Source organism: Serratia proteamaculans (assembly GCF_004684015.1).
Taxonomy (GTDB): Bacteria; Pseudomonadota; Gammaproteobacteria; order Enterobacterales; family Enterobacteriaceae; genus Serratia; species Serratia proteamaculans_F.
In genome coordinates, this window is the sequence record NZ_SRIA01000021.1 from 12,776 (window position 1) to 30,520 (window position 17,745).

A 17,745-nucleotide genomic window follows, 5' to 3' on the forward strand; every position below is an offset into this window, starting at 1 on the left:
AAAGCACCAATCAAGGATTAACCTAAAAAACTAAATACATATTTAACAGACGTGCACTCAGTTTATTCGTAAGGAATACGATTTTGGAAAACTTTCCCCACAATACCAGATTAATGAATCAACAATATGTCTTTGGTTGCTTCATCTTGCACGCCGATGGAACATTGATCAGTAACGAGCAACAAGTTCACGTCCCGCCAAAAGAGTTAGCTGTGCTGACTCTTTTGCTGGATGCCGCAGGTAAACTTGTCGGCAAAGACGAGCTACTGGATAAAGTCTGGGGGGCCAGTGATGTTAACGAAGAATCACTTACCCGCTGTATCTACGCTTTGCGCCGCATATTGTTAGAGAGTAAACATTGTCGCTATATCGACACTGTTTACGGTAGGGGTTATCGTTTTAGCTGCCCGGTCGCCGTTGTAACCGAGCGTAAAGTCGATATACCCAGATGTTCAATTGCCGTATTGCCGTTTCAGAATCAGTCACCGTTGAATGTAGCAGGTTTACATCACACATTAGTGCAGAGTTTATTGCAGTATTCACCGTTTGGCCTGGTTGTTCTTCCGGCCACACTTACACAAAATTGCCAAGATCTTGCGGATATCGTCACGCTGGTAAAGGATCTAAATCCTGATTATTACCTGGCCGGAAAAATATTCCCCAGTGGTGATGGCTGGAAAATAACCATAGAATTAGTTCGTGCCGATGGCCATCACCTGATCAATAAAGAAAGTGTCGATATTTGCCCACTGCGACCTAACATTAAATTACACAATCAACTTGCCAGTATGTTAACCCGATACATCCCGATGCTGCGATGGGATCCCGGGCACACCAATCAATTAGGATCGATGGATACAGCCATTAGTTACTTAAATGCGCGCCATGAGTTGCGACTTCACACCACCGCAAGCCTCCGACGAGCGCTCGCTATGTTGCAGCAATGTATTGCCGGTGGTGCCGAATATGCTCAGCCCTATTGCAGTTTAGCCGAGTGTTACCTGGCAATGTCCCAGCTTGGTATTTTTGATCAACAACAGGCCCTTGCCCAGGCACGCCTGGCGGCGAATAAAGCGATAGAGCTTGCCCCTGACAATCCGCAGGCGTTGGGGATGCTGGCATTGCTGAGCTGTATGTACTCAGAGCATGCAGTGGCTAAAGCGCTGTTTAAACAGGCCTGGCTATTAGCCCCCGACTCCACCGAACTTTATTATTACCAGGCATGGGCTTTATTTTTGAACGGCGATCTTTTTCAGGCTCAACAACTCCTGAATGAGTGCCTGGCCCGGGACCCCTCATATATTGCCGCAGGCTTGTTAAATATTTGGCTGACTTATTACAACTCACGCCTTGACGATGCTATAACCATGAGCCAGCAACAATTATGTCAATACGGCCAGGGCAATACCGTACTGCAAAGTTTTCAGGCACTGTTACTTGCCATTAAGGGAGAATATCAACAGGCTGAGCAATTAGTACAAACCGTTAAAGCCTCCGGAGAGGACGGTGGGTTGATCACCGTTAATATTTGCTATGCCGAGTATTGCCTGAACGGCGATAGTGCACTGCCGATGCTGCAAACATTTTTAGCTAATGTCGATAGCCGCTATGTCAGGGCAAGCCTCGCACCATTAATTTTAGTGGTTGATGGCCCTGATGCAGCCTTAGCGTTTTTGCGCCAATTGCAAGATGACGGCTATCACTGGCTCAACGCATGGCAGCATGATCCACGGCTAAGTGCGCTAGTGAATGCCATTAGCGACAAGAATTCTTCGGTGGGGGCATGAAATTCATTTTTATACTGCTATTTACCCTCAGTACCGCCCGTGCTGATTGCTGGAATTATGCCGCTAAAATGTTCAACATTTCTCCTGAACTACTTTATGCCATTGCTCAGCAGGAATCCGCGTTAAACCCGAATGCCGTTGGACGTAATCACAACGGCAGCGAAGATCTGGGGCTGATGCAGATAAACACGCTGCATTTACCCCGTCTGAGTAAGCTCGGTATCAGCAGAGAGCAACTTAACGATCCCTGCACATCCATTATGGTCGGTGCATCCATTCTGGCAGATATGATGAAACGCTATGGCTATAGCTGGGAAGCCGTGGGGGCTTACAATGCAGGTACCGCACCCGATCGCCGTGACATGCGTCTGCGTTATGCCAAAAAAATACACAATCGTTATCGAAAACTGAAGCAGGAAAATTAGCCTTAATAATTCTTTTAGTATTAGGTCTGTCTGTATTACCGGCAACAGATCGGCCGCAATTGCACGACCGATTATTCATAAAGGAAATATCCAGCTCCCCTCATCGAGGACGGTATCATCAGGTTCTTCGTATTACATGAAGTATCTATTTATTTTTTATCAATAATTAAAATGGAAAGGTTATGAATAAATTTATCTTGTTAGTAGCAGCATTACTTATGAGTGGGTGCTCTCAGAAAATGTATCCCCTACAAAAACATGCCCTTTCAGAGCCACACAAAGGGATCGAAATTGACGATGCAGATTGCAAAAAGTCCGCCTTTTCACAGGAAGTCAGTAATCAGCCTATAGCAGGCTCCCAGCCCAATTTAACTTATAAAACCAATAATAAAGCGAAGGAAATACAAGCGGAAGCCTATGATACTTGCATGTTTTCGAAAGGCTGGAGCAGCACTGATATCTTTAGATATAAACAGACATACAAAAAAGAAACCGAGAAACAGGCACAAGCATTTTTTATACAATACCCTGAGTATTTGAGCTCACCGCAAAAAGAAAAACTGCTTGAGGTTGCTTTTCAGAAAGCGTTAAACGATCCCAAAAACAGTGAACTGGATTTGTATCAAATTCTCCTCGTAGCCCACCTAAAAATAACGGAAGGCCGGTAGGAAAAAACGCTTTCCCGATCTGCTTGGATCATTTTCTATGCTATCGTCTGACCATCAGCGATAGCAATTCCTATCCTCAGAACTCAGCAGTCCCCTGCATGCTCTCTTCACAGGCCCGTCTCTGGCCCTTGCCTGTAAGTATCCCTGCAAAAGCACCCAGGCCATGCCCCCCTATCCCCCATTTTACTGCACTGTGCATACGACGTTCTCATAAATAGAGGGCCGACAAGAGTTCATCGCCGAGTGACGGAATGAGCATTAAATGAAAGAATCATTGTTATTAATCAGATAGTTTAAAATATCATTTCACCTAAGGAGGGTTTCTAATGCCAGACATGACAATTTCCACTGCGCAAGCACAGCAAACACCGCCATCAGAAAACACCAATAGTGAGCAAGCCGGAGTTAGTCTTCCCTTAACAAGATCGATTATAAATGTTAGTAACAGATCTTTACCCAACATCAGAGAAAATGCCCTTTCAAACAATACACAGTTGAAAATGACGGAAATCCCGCATGATGAACGATTAGGTCATTTGCCACCATCAGACAAGATAGTTATTGATAGTTCGAGTTTTGAAACATTCATTAATATGAAAGAAGGAAATGCACTTGCTGCCATTATGAGATATAACAGAGAAGAATCTACGGTATTCTTAATCCCTGTTAAAAGGGATGACACCAGAGCTTTTGGCAGGGAACTGACTATAGCAGTATTGCGAAGGTTCTTGGTCAGTCAGTAAAAAGCATTATACATAATGAAAACGGCATTACCTCACATGTACAAGCAGCAACCATAGTTAGTGATATTCTTGGTATTCCATATAATAAAAATGATTGGATTTGGCATAAGGAAAGAGCAAGGCCGAGAAAGCATCTATTTCACCCCAAGATCGCGCTCTCTGAATGCTATGAAATTTAAAGTATGGAGAGGTGGGCAGGGGCAGGATAAGGATTTCGAAATAGCCAGAAAGATGGAGTTAGATCGTTCTATAAGCAATATGAAACATGATTATATAGCAGGTTATTTAAAACAAGGCTTTACCCATGAACAAGCCGAAGCATACACTAACCACTATATTTCAGAACTCAAAAGTGATTATCCAAATTATCAAAACGCGCCCAATATAAATAAGGTTGTAGTCCCTGATGATGGCAGAGAAATGGGTGGTCGACTGACGGACATTTTCGTAAAAAAATTCATAACGCATTCTCTCAAATGTGTGCTGACAAAGAAATTAATGTTAGTTTATTAAAGCAGACATTTTAAATGTCCAAACCATTCATTCGGAGCACTATAGCACTCCGAATGAATGGTTTTTAACCCGGTTAAATCATAAGCAACCCAGGCGCAACGAGCCTCAATGGCATACAGGGTTGCGCTAATTAGTTGTGATTAATATTTGAAGAGATATACCGTTTCGATATGCCTCTTCAAACTATAAAGCAGAACCATGTCAGACGGCCTCCTGTTGTACACGGCCAGCCAGCTATGGAGATCAATGACATCGTCTTACTATAGAAAATCGGCAAGTAGCCTCCTCTTTTTCGGGCAAGACATATACTTACTTAGAGGTACTTTTTCATACCCATTTATAGGCTTTCTTGTTTAACTGAGTAATTTTACATAGTTATTTTGTTGATATTTTTTATTACATACTGGATTATTATCAGCCCTTGATCCTGGCCGCCTAAATTAATAGATAAATATCAAAAATTTACAATTAATCCGAATAAAAACACATGCACAATGAATAATCACACCGCTGTAACAACACTGCAAAACAAGATAATCAACGAAACTAACTCAAAGGTTCAATATTTAAAAAAAGGTACAAAAATTGAACCAAGCACAAAAATCATTATGTTAATTGAGGGCGATTTATCCATAAGGCGATGCAAAGACGGTATCCTGATGTCCAGATGTAAGGCACCGGAAATTTTTGGATTGATAGGGGCCTTTAAACCACTTTATCATACGCGTAACTACTTTCGGTGTGAAACCGATTGCGTAATACACATATCGTCAATTTCTCCAACACTCGATGCAATCAATAAAGAAAATTTGTGGTATCACGTATCTGCAAATTTTGCCCATATTATTGAGGCATACTGTACCAAGAACCTTCTCGTTATGCATAATGACGTATATGGTATTATCAGTTCGCATTTAGAAGACATCTGGGCACTACCGGAAGAGGAGAGGTTGAAGATTTCAATCTTTAATTTCATTATGCAAAGAGCGCCAGTATCCAGAAGCTCGATACACAAGATCATAAAAGAGTTAAACAAAGGAGGTTTTATAAAAACAGAACGCGGGAAGCTACTTAATTTGACTAATATACCCAGAGGATTTTAAGCAACCTTACGTTGATTTTTAGTGGCCAACATGAGACATGGCACTTCAGGAATTATCAACTTAACCCCTGTAATAAATAAAAAACAGACGTTCATCTCAGGGGTTTATGATTAGTTATTAATATTACCTAAATTTACTGATATTTCGTTGCAATCATTCTCAGTTGAGCATTAAATTCCTTTAGCGTCCTCACCGGGACTTTCTGTTTTAGGCATAACCGATCCAACGCATTTTCAATCACATCCATAGCATCGCTATGCAATTTATCTGGTTTTACTCCAAATTTCTTATAAGCACTATTTTTAATTAAGTTTGCCAGTGCGCTAGTCCCTTCACCAGCAGGAATCAGCACACCGTTTTTATCTTCTTTTACATCAAGGCCGAAATCTTTTGCTAGATTTCCTATCTCTTTACGATAGGAAATGACATCCTTCCCTTTAGAAAGCAATGATTCCAAAACCTCATCTTTTCGCGAAGCGAACACTGAAGCCATTGTTTGTTCATATGTCATTTTAAAGTACTTTGGGTCCCTTTCGGATTTTTTCATAATATCCGCCCGACTCAGTTCTTTTTCCATATATTTTTTCTCAATACTGCTATTGCCTTTAGCAAATGGAGACGATGCTTTAACACCACTCTTCTTCGGAAAACCACTCGAAATAGAACGAAGAACATTCCCAACGAACTTTATATATTTGGAAATTTTTTTTATTTTCGTTGTAGTTCCTTCGGCATTACTTGCCTTAGTTTCAAATAAGGTTGGGGTTAATCTATTAAATATAATTGTCATGCTCGCATCTCCTAGTTTGGTTTAATTTAACACATATGAACGTTTATATAACGTTCATTATCTTGCTTGAATCGGCCAATTGAAAAAAACAAATAACGCCCTCACCACCTTTTCTGCTCTGGGTGTCATTAACAACCCCCTGTTAAATATTGATGCCGCCTGTTATTTAACCGCGCAGGAAAGTTTTTGCAGTTTCTATACAACTGCTAATGGTGCTGCTAAGCACTTTTACCAGGTTGTCATACAGCGAGTTAGCATTGCTGTATTTCTGCGTCAGCGTTTGCATGGTGTTTTTCATCCCTTCTGCCTGCGCATTAAAACCCGTCTGCCAGGCCTGAAACTTCGCGTTATCCAGTTTTACATTATTGCCAGACCCCAGGCTACCTAAATCACGTTGCATATTTTTAACAGGGGTTAAATCGATAACCACAATGTAACTTCCATCCACTGACTTTTCAACGCAGCTATCCGGCAACCCCATCTCCTTAGCCCATTGTTGGGCTTCGCTCTGTGTCGCACCTGTTACGTTATTACTTTTCTTGTTGGGAAATAGCACCGCATTTTTATTCGGCGGCGAAAAGTCACGCTCTAGCCCCTTCAATGCGTCATTAAGTTTTTCTATATTAAACTTAATTTTCTTGCCATCTGAGCTGGAATCGATCCAGGTACCCATTTGAGCATTTATATTACTGTAGGCTTTATAAAAATCAGTATATTTACTGACTCCATTCTCATAAACTCCGAGATACTCTTCACCGATCTGGTCAATAGCCGCGGAAGCTTGTTCCCATATCACTTTGTCTTCAATAACGTTTGGTTTCCCCTTCAATAATAGCTTATCATAGGCTCGGGCAATCGCATCCTGCACCTCCTTCTTCTGCTCTGCTTTCAGCATTCCAGGATAGTTTTCCAGAGAGCGCAGACTGTTGGAAAATTGTCGCGTGGCAAGCTCGCGTTCATCGCTAAGCACTTCATCTAGATCTAGCGCCTTAGCATTTTGCTGCAAAGCTTGCCGCAGCGCATCCGCTTTAGCCTGAGCACTTTTGAATATCTGCATTTCAGGGCCAGATATCCTCTGTTCCGGTGAAACGGGGGACTCGATTTTCTCACAGGAACGGTTTTCCTGTGGCTCCAGATGAGATTTAAAAACAATAAAGGGTAAATTGTCCGTATTTTGCACACTGGTCATAGTCATGCCTGATCCATAATCATTGCGGCGCAATTCTGTTCAATCGCAGCAAATGATGGATAATGTAGAAAGGGTTGTCACCTAAAACAGTTGAATAGCGGGCCAATAGACCCGCCGGTGAGTAAAAAGCTGATCAGGCGCGAATATTGCCGGTAATCGCCCCCATAGCGGAGGACTTGGACTGTTGGATTTCAGCCATAAGCCTCTGCATCATCTGTCGGAGTTCAAGTATATCGCCAGCCACTTTGCTATCGGCTTTTGATGTCTCATCCGCAGCCCGGCTATCCACCTGCTGCAACTGTTGTTCCGCACGTTCTCCCGCTGACTTAATCAGCATGCCGGCGTTAACAGCACCTGCTGTAGTCAATGCCAGGGTAGTCATTGACGTACCCGCAGCATTCAATTTACCCGCTTGTATTAAGGTATTCTGACGGGCAATCTCCTGAGCATTGATTTTCGTGGTGATGTCGATCTCATGCTCCGAAAGGCTGTTCTTATGTTCGGCACTCAGTCGCCCATTGCTGGGCTGAACTGGCACATTGCGGCCGCTGCTGGCTCCCAGAGCCGACAATTCACCGTTGGCCCCGTTCATGTGGACCGTTTTGCTACCATTAAGCGCCTTATTAAGACTGAGTTTATTCTCATTCAGCGAGTTAATTTTTACCTGGTTATTATTTAACGCCCCTTTTTGTAAATTGAATGACTTAAACTGCAACCCTGCACCACCAACCGTGAGGCCGAGCGTAATTGCAGATTGACCCACAGTTGCCATGAAGTTATTGAACCCTTCAGACGTTATCGCCCCGGCAACCTTTTTCATTGCCTCAGCACTCCGTACGCTGAGGTCAGCGCTGAGTTTAGTCGTGGAGATATTCAGTACCAGAAGCAATTTATTTAATTCAATAAGAAGGCCGATTGACGAAGGTGTCAGCCCACTAATATCGAATGGTTTTCCTTGCTCGAACTGCTCTTCGTATTTCCCACGTAAGGTTTTATCCACACCCGCTTCAACCTCTTGCGCCAGTGCATTAAGTTCACGGACAGATTCCGGATTTTCAATTTTCTCAGACCAAAACGCTGACACCGCCGGATTACCCGCGTTACGCGAGGGGGTCAGAGCAGGTGCCAGGCCAGCCAACTCGCCTGACAGTAGAGCGCCACTCAGCTTGATATCAGCGATACTGACACTCACGCTTTCGGCTAATGCTTTTGGCTCCAACTTTTCAGAGGTTAAAATACCTTTATTCAGGGCTGCTGTATTAAATGCTGTACCAACTGTAGACATAATTACTCTCCTTCCTTAAGCTCGAATCTGTTGTTGTATAAATCGACCGGCCGCCGCATTTTGCCCGTGGGCAGCAGCGCTGAGTTCAATGAGTTCGTTGATAGCTTTCTGTCTGTCAGCAAAGGACTCCACCGCCTGTTTCATCCACTGCTGGAGGCGCTCAATGGCGGTTTGTGAAAGCGTAAATTCAGCCATGGCATCACTTGCCTGATTCATAAGTGCTGCCTGAGCCAGGTTGCCGCCCGTCTGAGAGACTGTATTCACCAGATTGCCGACGGTTACCGCAGCGTTAATATTGTTGGCCAGTAGCGCGGGGTTATTCGAACCGACTTTGCTGCCAACGTCACTCACAGCACTGGTAAGGCGGTTGATCCCTTGGCTCAATACCTTGCTGCTACCTTTAGCAAACTCCCTTATCACATTGGGGACAATTTTCTTGATTGCCTCGTCAAGGAATTTACTCATTACATTACCCAGCTTTGCCGCGGCACCTTTGCCCACAATCGCGACCAATACCACCAGATAAACCATTGCTACAGCGGCCAGAATAGCCCCGGCAATGGCCCCTACCTTGTCCGCCGTTGCTTTATCCACTCCGAAAGCCTTCAGTGCGTTGCCAATCGCTTTACTAACGAGTTCCATCAAAGGCTTAATTATCTTATCCATCAGAGGCTGTAGCGCTTTTTCCATAAATGAGACGCCGGTGGCCGCTGCTACAACCTGATCAATCACCATCAATGCGACACCCACTGCGGCCAACGCCAGACTGGCTCCGCCTGAGAAAATGGCACCCACAACGCCAACAATGGTCAGTAAAGCGCCGAGGATCTTGCCGATACATCCCATAATGCGATTAAGTTGTTCCGCCTTACGAACTTCTTCCTGGAACTCGGCCGCTTTTTTTTCCATCTCCTTCTGACGACTTTCTTGCATGGATTTAAATAGCTCGAGGTCGTTTTTCAGGCTTTCTTCACTGTTTTTGCCTATCAGTTCGACGAACATCGCCATCAACAGCGTCAGTTTGGCAACGTTGGAAAGATTATCCTGCTCACTTTTCTGTACCATTTCTCCCTTGACGTTAAAGCCCTGGACCTCGGTCAGAAATTTGTCGACGCGCTCTGCCTTTTCTGTAGCACCGGTGTGGCACTCTTTGGCCTGCAGCTCCGCCTGCCCGTATTTATCTTTGGCGAGCTTGCTCTCGTTTGCCGCACGGTCGCGTACAGCAAGTGCCTGCGTGTAGCCGGTGTCGTCCTGAGGCAAACCATCCAGTTTGGCTTGCGCTTGCGCCAGCGCCTTGTTGGCATTGTCGAGAGCGGCTTTACGGGAGGCCAGCGTGCTCAGCGCCGAGGCATACGCATCCGTAGCCTGTTCCGCGTCGTTTAATGCGCCCTGCAGTTCAATCGATAGCTTCTCTCCCATCGCCTTTTGCGAATCCATCATCGCGCGCCAGGTCGCCAGCCGGCTTTCCAGTTGTGAAACTGCGGTATCACCCAACAAGCCCATCAGGCTGCTTAATAACAACGTCAGCTTGCCTGCACCATTCAACTCATCTTTGGCCTTTTGCACCGGCTGATTTAATGTCGGCATCACCAGATCTTTCCCGGTAACCGGCACCTTGCCATTATTTTCGCTCGTCTTGACGGCCAATACGTCGGTCAACGCTTTATTGGCTGCTTTAAGAAAAGAGTCATCTTTGCGTACATGCTCAGATACCACTTCGGCAAGCCTGACATTAGGCAAAGATCCATTACGGCCAATCGCACCAGCTTCACTACCCATATTTATTCCTCTTGTTGTTGACGGGATACTCCGGCCTCTGCTTCCTGTAAGCTCTCCAAATAGATTTGTGCTTTAGCGCAGAGAGCTTCATCGCTACTATGTTCGCAGACCAGTTCAAAACACTGTCTGGCATTGGCCACCTTACGCATAAATAACTGACACTGGCCGGTGAAAAAAACGGGGCGGTAGTCGTTCTTACTCAATGTAAAAGCCACTGCATACAAATCGCACGCTTTCTGGAACTGTTTTTTGAGTTGGCAAACGGCTGCCAGTCCCATGATGTAGTCCGGGTTATAGAAGTCATAAATGGCAAGGAAACGAAAAAAAGTTTCTGCTTCATCGAGCCTTCCCTTGTTATAAAAGTCGTAAGCGTGGGCATATAAACCTTCCATCATCTCCTGCGGAATACCTTGTATATCCTTTAAGGTTGCCCCGTCACACACGGCGTCCCATATCATTTCGGCCTGATGTTCGTCGTTAATATTGTCTTTATGATCCATATCTATATCTCCAGGTTATTGTCATCACCCCGACAGTGTTAGCCTGTATCGTGATTTGAATTACGCATCACCATGCAGGCTATTTAAACGCAAAGGGGGACGTTATACATTCAGGAATCGCTCACATTTTTATGAGCGTATTGTTTTTTTAGCGCCTGGTCTCTGAGGGGCTGTCATTCAGTTCGTTATCAGCGATACCGGCATTTTCGACTTGTTCCAGCCACACAAGGAGGCGCAATACATCATCCACCTCTTCCAGACTGACAAAATCGTAGCGGCGATGGCTGGCAAAAATACGCCGGGCTAATTTCACATCCGTCACCACAGGGACACCCACTTTTTCTGCGTAAGATCGAATCGCCAGCGCACGCTGATTAGTCTCCCGCACAGAAATCAGCGGTATAGGGAGTAATTCAGGTTTGAAATAAATACCAATAGTAATATGGGTGGGGTTCGCAATAATAAGTCGGGAGTTTTCAACATCAGATTTCACCTGCTCGGACAGGATCTCCATATGCAATTCCCGCCGACGGGACTTTATTTCATGGCTGCCTTCCTGCTCCTTGTACTCCCGTTTAACTTCCTCTTTATCCATCTTCTGATCTTTCATAAACAAAAAGTACTCCGCGATGGCATCCAGGAGTAACACGACGACAATGCACCCCAGGCAGGTAAGCACCAGCGACAGCAGTAATTCTTGCCAGACCGCCGCCATGGCAAATAAATCACCATTGAGCTGCGAGAACAACAAGGTTTTGTGCTTACGCCATAACACCATAATGGCTACCACAAAAACCGTCAGGTAGAGCAAGGCTTTAACCGTGTCTTTTGCCGTTCGCAGACTGAAAATTTTCTTAAAACCATTCACCGGGTTTAGGGCAGAGAAATTCAGTTTGAAAGCCTTGGTAGCCAGCACAAAGCCACTCTGCAACAGCGCAGGTAATGCAGAAGCGACCACACAGAGCAAGAAAACTGGCAGGAAAAATTTAATTCCCAGCCAAAACACCGCTTGCGCATAACCTTGCATGTTATGTTGAAACCCACCGTTAATAACCTGGCGGAACACCTCCATCAGCGGTGCCAGGGAAACATAAGATGCGAGGTAAGCTATCCCGCACAATATCAGGCAGGAGATAATCAGATCCTGGCTCTTAAACAACTGTCCTTTCTTGGCCGAATCCTTCAGGCGTTTTTGTGTGGGTTTTTCGGTTTTGTTCGCCATATCAGCGTATAACCTCGTGTAACCATTCAGGTAATGCTGAGGCAGGAAAAGCCAGCTGCATCACTCGCTCTGGCAGCACCGGGCTGAAATAGAGCAGCATGATGAAAAAGGCGATCGCGCTCTTCACCGTCAGGGATACCGCAAAGGCATTCATCTGTGGCGCAAAACGGGATAACAATCCCAACACAACTTCAGACAGCAGCAGCGCCCCCACAATCGGGCTGGCTACCACCAGCGCCTTACTCACGACGTTATTGATAAGGCTCAGTAGCGTAAGTAAAGCGGGCATGCATGTGCCAAGCGGGTCACACAGCATGTAGCTTTGACGCAGCGTATCCAGCATCAAAACCATTCCCCCTCCTTGCAAATAAACGGCGGCGGCAAACAAGTTAAGGAAATTCGCCATTTCTGACGTATCAATGCCGTTGGCAGGATCGATAGTGCTGCTGAGGGTTGCGCCACGCTGGTTATCAAAGATGCTTCCCACCGCATGCATAACCCAAAATGGCCATGCCATCAAACAACCCAACAACAGACCGGTGATCGTCTCGCGGGCCATCAACGCCATAAAAGGTAAAGATTGGAAAGCAGGCAACGCCTCAACAGGATGTGGCCACAATCCCAGAGCAACGAACATGATTACGGGTATGCGCACCACGCCAGTCAGCACGCTGTTATTTAAAAACGGCAGAATGAAAAAGACCGGTGCTACCCTGGCAAACCCTATAGCCGCCGCCGCCAGCCAGCCGTGAACTTCAAAGAACAGCCCGGACAACATTGCTCACCCCTCACTCAACGCCAGACGCATCACTTCCCGACTGAAGCCGAGCAGAGTTTCACCATACCAGCCAGAGAGCAAAAAAAGGCACAGGCTGACGCCAAGCAACTTGATGCCAAAGGGCAGAGTTTGTTCCTGTAGCTGTGTCACTGTCTGAAACAACCCCACCAGCAGGCCGATGACGGTAGCAACAATGATCGGCCATGACACCATTAACAACACTAAATACAGAGCCTTATTGCCCGCAAAAACCACGTCATTCATAGCAAACTCCTACCTGCACATACATTACTGCGCCAAATCCAGGTACTGCAATACCAACCCTTTGGATAACAGCGTCCAGCCATCCAACGCGACAAACAACACGAGTTTGATGGGAGCGGAGAGCGTCACCGGGCTCATCATCATCATGCCCAGTGCCAATAACACGCTGGAAATCACTAAATCAACGACCACAAAAGGCAGATAGAGATAAAAGCCAATCTTGAATGCACTTTTGATCTCGCTCAGCGCATAAGCAGGCAGCAACGCCAGCATCGAGGGGCGATTTTCCTCATCAGCTTTCGGGATATTTTCGCTACCCGCTCCCTCCTCGGCCTGGGTACGCTGTGCTTTCTCGAAGAATCTCACCAGCTCAGGATCGGAATACTTGCGTAAATAATCCCGGTAACCGTCCAGACCGTTATCGACAAAATGCGTGACTGCTGACACGCTGGTAAAACTGATCTGCTGTTCCTCAACGTAGTCATACCCCTGCTGTACCACCGGTATCATGACAAATACCGACAGCAGGAGCGCGATGCCATTGAGCGTCATATTCGATGGCACCTGCTGCAGCCCAAGCGCATTTCGTACCATCACAAAAACAATCGAAAACTTGATAAAACAGGTACCAGACGCGATCAAGAAAGGCAGCAGCGTAGAAAAGGCCAGCAGTGCAATCAACGAAATATCATTCGTCATTCCGGCACTCACCTAACCACTGATTGACTTCGACGCCCAATTGCTCATCCAGCTGTACCAACTCGCCATAACCCAGAATGGCACCATTACCACGGATCTCTACATTAAGTTCGGCTCCCGCCGGTAAGCTCAATAATTGCCCGCGACACATGCTTTGCAATTCGGCAAGTGTCAGCCGATAGTTGTGGAGAACAAACTCAAGCTGAACGGGTAAACGCCCCATATCCCGAACAACTTCAACCACCTCTTGCACATCACTCAAGTCCTGAGACTCGTCAATACACTGATATTCCATGTGAATTCCTTCATCTAATTGTTGGAATGGGCCTAACGTTTTTCTATAGCACCGCACCTCTGATACCCGGGCGCCAATCAGCAGTAGATCGCCACGACTAACCCGATTCAGTAATGCAAGTCCAATCCTGCTTTCACCGATGACGAAACGCAGTGGCCAGCTCAAACCTGCCGGAGCGATCAACTCACCGGCATCAACCTCTGGCACCTGCTCAAGCCACAGCGGACCACTCTCGCCCATCACTCTCAACAGCGGCCGCGGTGGCAAAGCGTTACGCGTTACTGGTTCGCCCAACCATAACCTTTGATAGGCCAACTCCGGCATCGGTAATTTCACCGGTTGCTCAACAGCAGCAAGCCACTGCACAACCTGGGCATCAACCCCTGCAGAAATAGCCAAGCCTGCCAAATCCGGGGACACATTTTCCAGCCAGTCCTGGAGTCTCAGCCATCCCTGCCAATGGCGATCGGCATCCGCCAGCGGCAACCAAACACCACCTGGAGGAGGGGTTTCCAGCGCTGCATCCCAGCCCTGATGTCTCCAGGCTGCGCCAGCACTGGCCAGCATTCGGGCTGACTCATCGATTCGTTTTAGTGCCAGCATCAAGTCTCATCTTCCTCATGTTGCTGCCGATCCCGCTGTTGATGCTTCTCACGGCCATCGTCCGACAACTGCCATTTTTCCGGGTTACCTGAAGGCCATTGTTGGCTGAGCTGCTGAGTAACCAAGGTATCAGATGGGCGGAACGTAAAAATTTGTCCCTCATTCTTTACCACTGTTACCGTATGTCCCTCTCCCCAGCGAGAAAACTGGTACGTCAAACCGCTCTGCAACGGGTTGACGACTTCTGCAGGTTGTGGGAGTACCGGAGTACGGGGGGACATTACCGCCGGTACATCACCTGCCTGCTGTACCGGAGCATGCGATACCGGTTGCAATCCAGCCAGAGGTGGCATTACAAGCTCTTCACGCCATTTTCGCTCGGAAACCTCCGTTTTTCTCACAACAACCTGCTCAGCATAGGCTTTTTCCAGATTGCTGCCCCGGACAAGTGAAGGTTGCGGATTGTTTACCTGCACTACATCCGGCATCACCCTCTGCTGCGGAGAGAGCTGGTTTAGCAAGGACGCTTCTGCCCCTGTCTTACTCACCGCAACAGGCGCTTCTGCCCCGGTTTTACTCTTTATAACAGGAGCTTCCACGCCCGCCTTACCGGTCAAAGGTAAGGGCATTTCAGCGTGAGTTTTATCCCCGCCGGCGGAACGCTTTGACGTTTTGTGCAGCGGATCGGTGGCAGCTTCATGCTTCATCGTACGCTGTTCCTCCGCGGCATTTATTTGCTCACGCCCACCCGAACGCAACACGGCTAAGGCTTTGAGTAATGGATGCGGCAGCATCGGCATTAATGGCAATACATCGCTGGCGTCCAGTGGCGATTTTTCCTCGCTATGCGGCCCTGGTTTATTATTCGCCAGTTCAAGAATCCGCTCATCGAGCAGGGTCGTGGGCTTGCTCTGATTTGTTGCCACAGCCTTACCGCCAGTAGCAGTTATTGATTCCATGAAGTCCTCTCTTCTTGTTCAGCCTCGTCCTCACGCAAATACAACAGTTGGTCCTGTTTACGCACGCGCGCCGCCCAACGTTGATATTTGTCATCTTTGCGCAGCCATACGCAACGCTCTCCCTGCCGGAGGATCCTCGACTCAGCAAGCTCCTTCCGTTGTTCGTCAAGTTGCGTGGACTGCAATTCGAGGTTGTGCAACTGGTGCCGCAAAATCGCTTGCTTACGTAACGCCATGTGCAACTGTTCGCGGTTCAGCACGGCATCGTTAAGACGCTGTGTTTCCAGCAATGCACATAGCCCCTCTTTTTTGGCACTGAGTGCATCCTTATCGCTGCACAACTCCTCATCTTTCCTCGCCAGCTGGAGCAACTGAGCCTCACAATGGCGTTGCGATATTTCACTGCGTCGTTGCAGGGCGCGAATTTTAGTCAACAAGCGCATACATACCTCGCAATGTCTGGTCGACAGGAGAATATTCGTGTAGAGACTGGCGCAGCCATTGCTGTAGCGGATTTCGCGCATGCATGACACGATCGTTGTCTGCGCTCTCTCCCGGGCGGAACTCCCCCAGATCGACGAAGACCTGCAACTCCTCCAGACGCCCTATCAATGTACGTACCGCGGCAGCCTGTTGTTGATGTTCAGGATGAGTCACTTGTCCGGAAACGCGACTGGTGCTCTTCAGTACATCGACGGCCGGATAGTGCCCTTGCCCGGCAAGTTTTCGGCTCAGGTAGATATGGCCGTCCAAAATAGAGCGCATCTCGTCAGCCATCGGGTCCGGTTCATCGTCGCTCTCCAGCAGCACGGTGTAGAAAGCCGTGATACTCCCGCCATTAATGGCGCCGGGGCGTTCAAGAAGGCGTGGCAGGTTGTCAAACACCGATGCAGGATAACCGCGCCGCGCGGGTGTTTCGCCGGAAGCCAGCGCCACATCACGCAAAGCGCGAGCGTAGCGGGTCATTGAATCGACGAATAGCACAACGCGCTTACCCCGATCGCGAAAATATTCCGCTACCGTGGTCGCCAGCAACGCTGCATTGCAGCGGTCAACAGACGAAAAGTCAGAGGTTGCAAACACGAGTACACATCGCTCACGCTTGTCCGAGGTACGCAAGGTTTCGGCAAACTCAGTCACCTCGCGACCACGCTCGCCAATCAGGCCGATGACGAATACGTCCGCTTCCGTCTGCTCGATCAACATATGCATCAGCATGGTTTTCCCGCACCCGGCAGAGGCGAAGATCCCCACGCGTTGGCCAACCCCGCAGGTCAGCAAACCATCAATAACGCGAACCCCGGTAATGAGGGGTTCACGCACGCCGATACGGGACGTGTAGGCAGGAGGCGATGCATCAACCCCGCGCATCTCGCCACGCACTCCGGGCTCAGGCGAAAAACGTTCGACAACCACGCCAGTAGGATCCAGCACTGCGCCCAGCACAGACTCGCCGACCCAGGCAGACAATGCGTGCCCGGTGGGTTGCAACACCGCTTCTCGCGTCAAACCGCGAGTGCTGCCGATCAGGCTCAGAACGGCATGGTCACGCTGTAAACTAACAACCTGGGCACGTGCTACCACCTCCTGATCCCGCCAGTTTCGGCGAACATCGCAAAGCTCTCCAATAGCGACATCGGGGAGTGCGGCCTCGATAATTGGACCTGAAATACGCTGCAGGTGAGCCAGCTGGCGCAGTAAACGTGGTGCTTTCATTTCAGCAGCGACTCGCAGAAACGTTCCAGTTGCTCAAAAAAGCCATTCAGTGCTTCAGAAAAAACCACACCGTCAGTTAAATATTTGGGGTGAATCAGGACTTTGAGCACCAATTCGCTATCCTGCGTTGCCAATTGGAACTGGGTACTGCGGGCAAAATGGCACCCCTGCATTAATTCTTGTAATAATTCAGTGCTTCGTACTTTTACTAATTCTTCACTGTTTTCGCCAAGCAATGACCAAAGCCAAACATCGTCATCATCCTCAACGCTAATATGGATGGCAGGCAGGTTATTTAAATCGAGAGCAATCGTTGAATGATTATCCAGTTTAGCAATGACCGATGGATCACAACCGCTCTCTTCCAGAGCAGAGTGGGTCAGCTGCGAAATATCTAATGTGTACATAATCGTCATCCTTTATATAA

The 17,745-nt window shown here is 47.5% G+C and carries 20 protein-coding genes; 6 read left to right on the plus strand and 14 right to left on the minus strand.

Going from position 1 to position 17,745, the window contains the following annotated elements; all coding sequences use genetic code 11:
* Nucleotides 1-83: 83 nt before the first annotated feature.
* The 6 genes from E5C26_RS20225 (at nucleotide 84) to E5C26_RS25005 (ending at nucleotide 5,239) form a co-directional block, all read left to right on the plus strand.
* Complete coding sequence (locus E5C26_RS20225; protein ID WP_206194297.1) at nucleotides 84-1,787, plus strand: HilA/EilA family virulence transcriptional regulator; 1,704 nt, start codon at nucleotides 84-86, stop codon at nucleotides 1,785-1,787.
* A complete protein-coding gene (gene iagB / locus E5C26_RS20230) occupies nucleotides 1,784-2,212 on the plus strand; it encodes a type III secretion system invasion protein IagB (RefSeq protein ID WP_135317898.1) in 429 nt (142 codons plus the stop codon). Before E5C26_RS20225 ends, iagB begins: the two co-directional genes overlap by 4 nt.
* Before the next feature lie 182 nt (nucleotides 2,213-2,394).
* A complete protein-coding gene (locus E5C26_RS20235; protein WP_135317899.1) occupies nucleotides 2,395-2,880 on the plus strand; it encodes a hypothetical protein in 486 nt (161 codons plus the stop codon).
* A gap of 326 nt (nucleotides 2,881-3,206) precedes the next feature.
* Nucleotides 3,207-3,623 carry a hypothetical protein gene (locus E5C26_RS20240; protein ID WP_135317900.1) on the plus strand — a complete coding sequence of 139 codons (417 nt, stop codon included), beginning with the start codon at nucleotides 3,207-3,209 and terminating at the stop codon, nucleotides 3,621-3,623.
* Nucleotides 3,624-3,791: 168 nt separating this feature from the next.
* On the plus strand, nucleotides 3,792-4,136 hold the full coding sequence (locus E5C26_RS20245) for a hypothetical protein (protein ID WP_135317901.1): 345 nt from the start codon (nucleotides 3,792-3,794) through the stop codon (nucleotides 4,134-4,136).
* An 878-nt stretch (nucleotides 4,137-5,014) separates the two neighbouring features.
* Entirely contained in the window at nucleotides 5,015-5,239 is a 225-nt protein-coding gene (locus tag E5C26_RS25005; protein WP_409513916.1) for a helix-turn-helix domain-containing protein, read from the plus strand.
* Nucleotides 5,240-5,372: 133 nt separating this feature from the next.
* Here E5C26_RS25005 and E5C26_RS20255 read toward each other — a convergent pair whose 3' ends face one another.
* From E5C26_RS20255 to spaK, 14 genes are all read right to left on the minus strand, one after another.
* Complete coding sequence (locus E5C26_RS20255) at nucleotides 5,373-6,029, minus strand: hypothetical protein (protein ID WP_135317903.1); 657 nt, start codon at nucleotides 6,027-6,029, stop codon at nucleotides 5,373-5,375.
* Between the two features lie 166 nt (nucleotides 6,030-6,195).
* On the minus strand, nucleotides 6,196-7,224 hold the full coding sequence (sctA, locus tag E5C26_RS20260; protein WP_135317904.1) for a type III secretion system needle tip protein SctA: 1,029 nt from the start codon (nucleotides 7,222-7,224) through the stop codon (nucleotides 6,196-6,198).
* A 127-nt stretch (nucleotides 7,225-7,351) separates the two neighbouring features.
* On the minus strand, nucleotides 7,352-8,503 hold the full coding sequence (locus E5C26_RS20265) for an IpaC/SipC family type III secretion system effector (protein ID WP_135317905.1): 1,152 nt from the start codon (nucleotides 8,501-8,503) through the stop codon (nucleotides 7,352-7,354).
* 15 nt (nucleotides 8,504-8,518) lie between these two features.
* Entirely contained in the window at nucleotides 8,519-10,282 is a 1,764-nt protein-coding gene (sctE, locus tag E5C26_RS20270; protein ID WP_135317906.1) for a type III secretion system translocon subunit SctE, read from the minus strand.
* A gap of 2 nt (nucleotides 10,283-10,284) precedes the next feature.
* Nucleotides 10,285-10,782 (minus strand): type III secretion system translocator chaperone SicA, encoded by a 498-nt coding sequence (sicA, locus tag E5C26_RS20275; RefSeq protein ID WP_135317907.1) that lies wholly within the window; start codon nucleotides 10,780-10,782, stop codon nucleotides 10,285-10,287.
* A gap of 148 nt (nucleotides 10,783-10,930) precedes the next feature.
* Nucleotides 10,931-12,004 carry an EscU/YscU/HrcU family type III secretion system export apparatus switch protein gene (locus tag E5C26_RS20280; RefSeq protein ID WP_135317908.1) on the minus strand — a complete coding sequence of 358 codons (1,074 nt, stop codon included), beginning with the start codon at nucleotides 12,002-12,004 and terminating at the stop codon, nucleotides 10,931-10,933.
* 1 nt (nucleotide 12,005) lies between these two features.
* A complete protein-coding gene (gene sctT / locus E5C26_RS20285) occupies nucleotides 12,006-12,782 on the minus strand; it encodes a type III secretion system export apparatus subunit SctT (protein ID WP_135317909.1) in 777 nt (258 codons plus the stop codon).
* Nucleotides 12,783-12,785: 3 nt separating this feature from the next.
* Complete coding sequence (locus E5C26_RS20290; RefSeq protein WP_135317910.1) at nucleotides 12,786-13,046, minus strand: EscS/YscS/HrcS family type III secretion system export apparatus protein; 261 nt, start codon at nucleotides 13,044-13,046, stop codon at nucleotides 12,786-12,788.
* A gap of 24 nt (nucleotides 13,047-13,070) precedes the next feature.
* Nucleotides 13,071-13,745: an EscR/YscR/HrcR family type III secretion system export apparatus protein gene (locus E5C26_RS20295; RefSeq protein ID WP_135317911.1), complete on the minus strand. Its 675-nt coding sequence runs from the start codon at nucleotides 13,743-13,745 to the stop codon at nucleotides 13,071-13,073.
* Complete coding sequence (locus tag E5C26_RS20300; protein ID WP_240776129.1) at nucleotides 13,735-14,643, minus strand: YscQ/HrcQ family type III secretion apparatus protein; 909 nt, start codon at nucleotides 14,641-14,643, stop codon at nucleotides 13,735-13,737. The genes E5C26_RS20295 and E5C26_RS20300 overlap by 11 nt, the downstream gene beginning before the upstream one ends.
* Nucleotides 14,643-15,602, minus strand: coding sequence for a SpaN/EivJ family type III secretion system needle length determinant (locus tag E5C26_RS20305; RefSeq protein WP_135317913.1), 960 nt, complete (start codon nucleotides 15,600-15,602; stop codon nucleotides 14,643-14,645). The genes E5C26_RS20300 and E5C26_RS20305 overlap by 1 nt, the downstream gene beginning before the upstream one ends.
* Nucleotides 15,590-16,045: a hypothetical protein gene (locus tag E5C26_RS20310; protein WP_167796686.1), complete on the minus strand. Its 456-nt coding sequence runs from the start codon at nucleotides 16,043-16,045 to the stop codon at nucleotides 15,590-15,592. Before E5C26_RS20310 ends, E5C26_RS20305 begins: the two co-directional genes overlap by 13 nt.
* Nucleotides 16,029-17,318: a type III secretion system ATPase SctN gene (gene sctN / locus E5C26_RS20315; protein WP_135317915.1), complete on the minus strand. Its 1,290-nt coding sequence runs from the start codon at nucleotides 17,316-17,318 to the stop codon at nucleotides 16,029-16,031. The genes E5C26_RS20310 and sctN overlap by 17 nt, the downstream gene beginning before the upstream one ends.
* On the minus strand, nucleotides 17,315-17,725 hold the full coding sequence (gene spaK / locus E5C26_RS20320; RefSeq protein WP_135317916.1) for an SPI-1 type III secretion system chaperone SpaK: 411 nt from the start codon (nucleotides 17,723-17,725) through the stop codon (nucleotides 17,315-17,317). The genes sctN and spaK overlap by 4 nt, the downstream gene beginning before the upstream one ends.
* Between the last annotated feature and the right edge of the window lie 20 nt (nucleotides 17,726-17,745).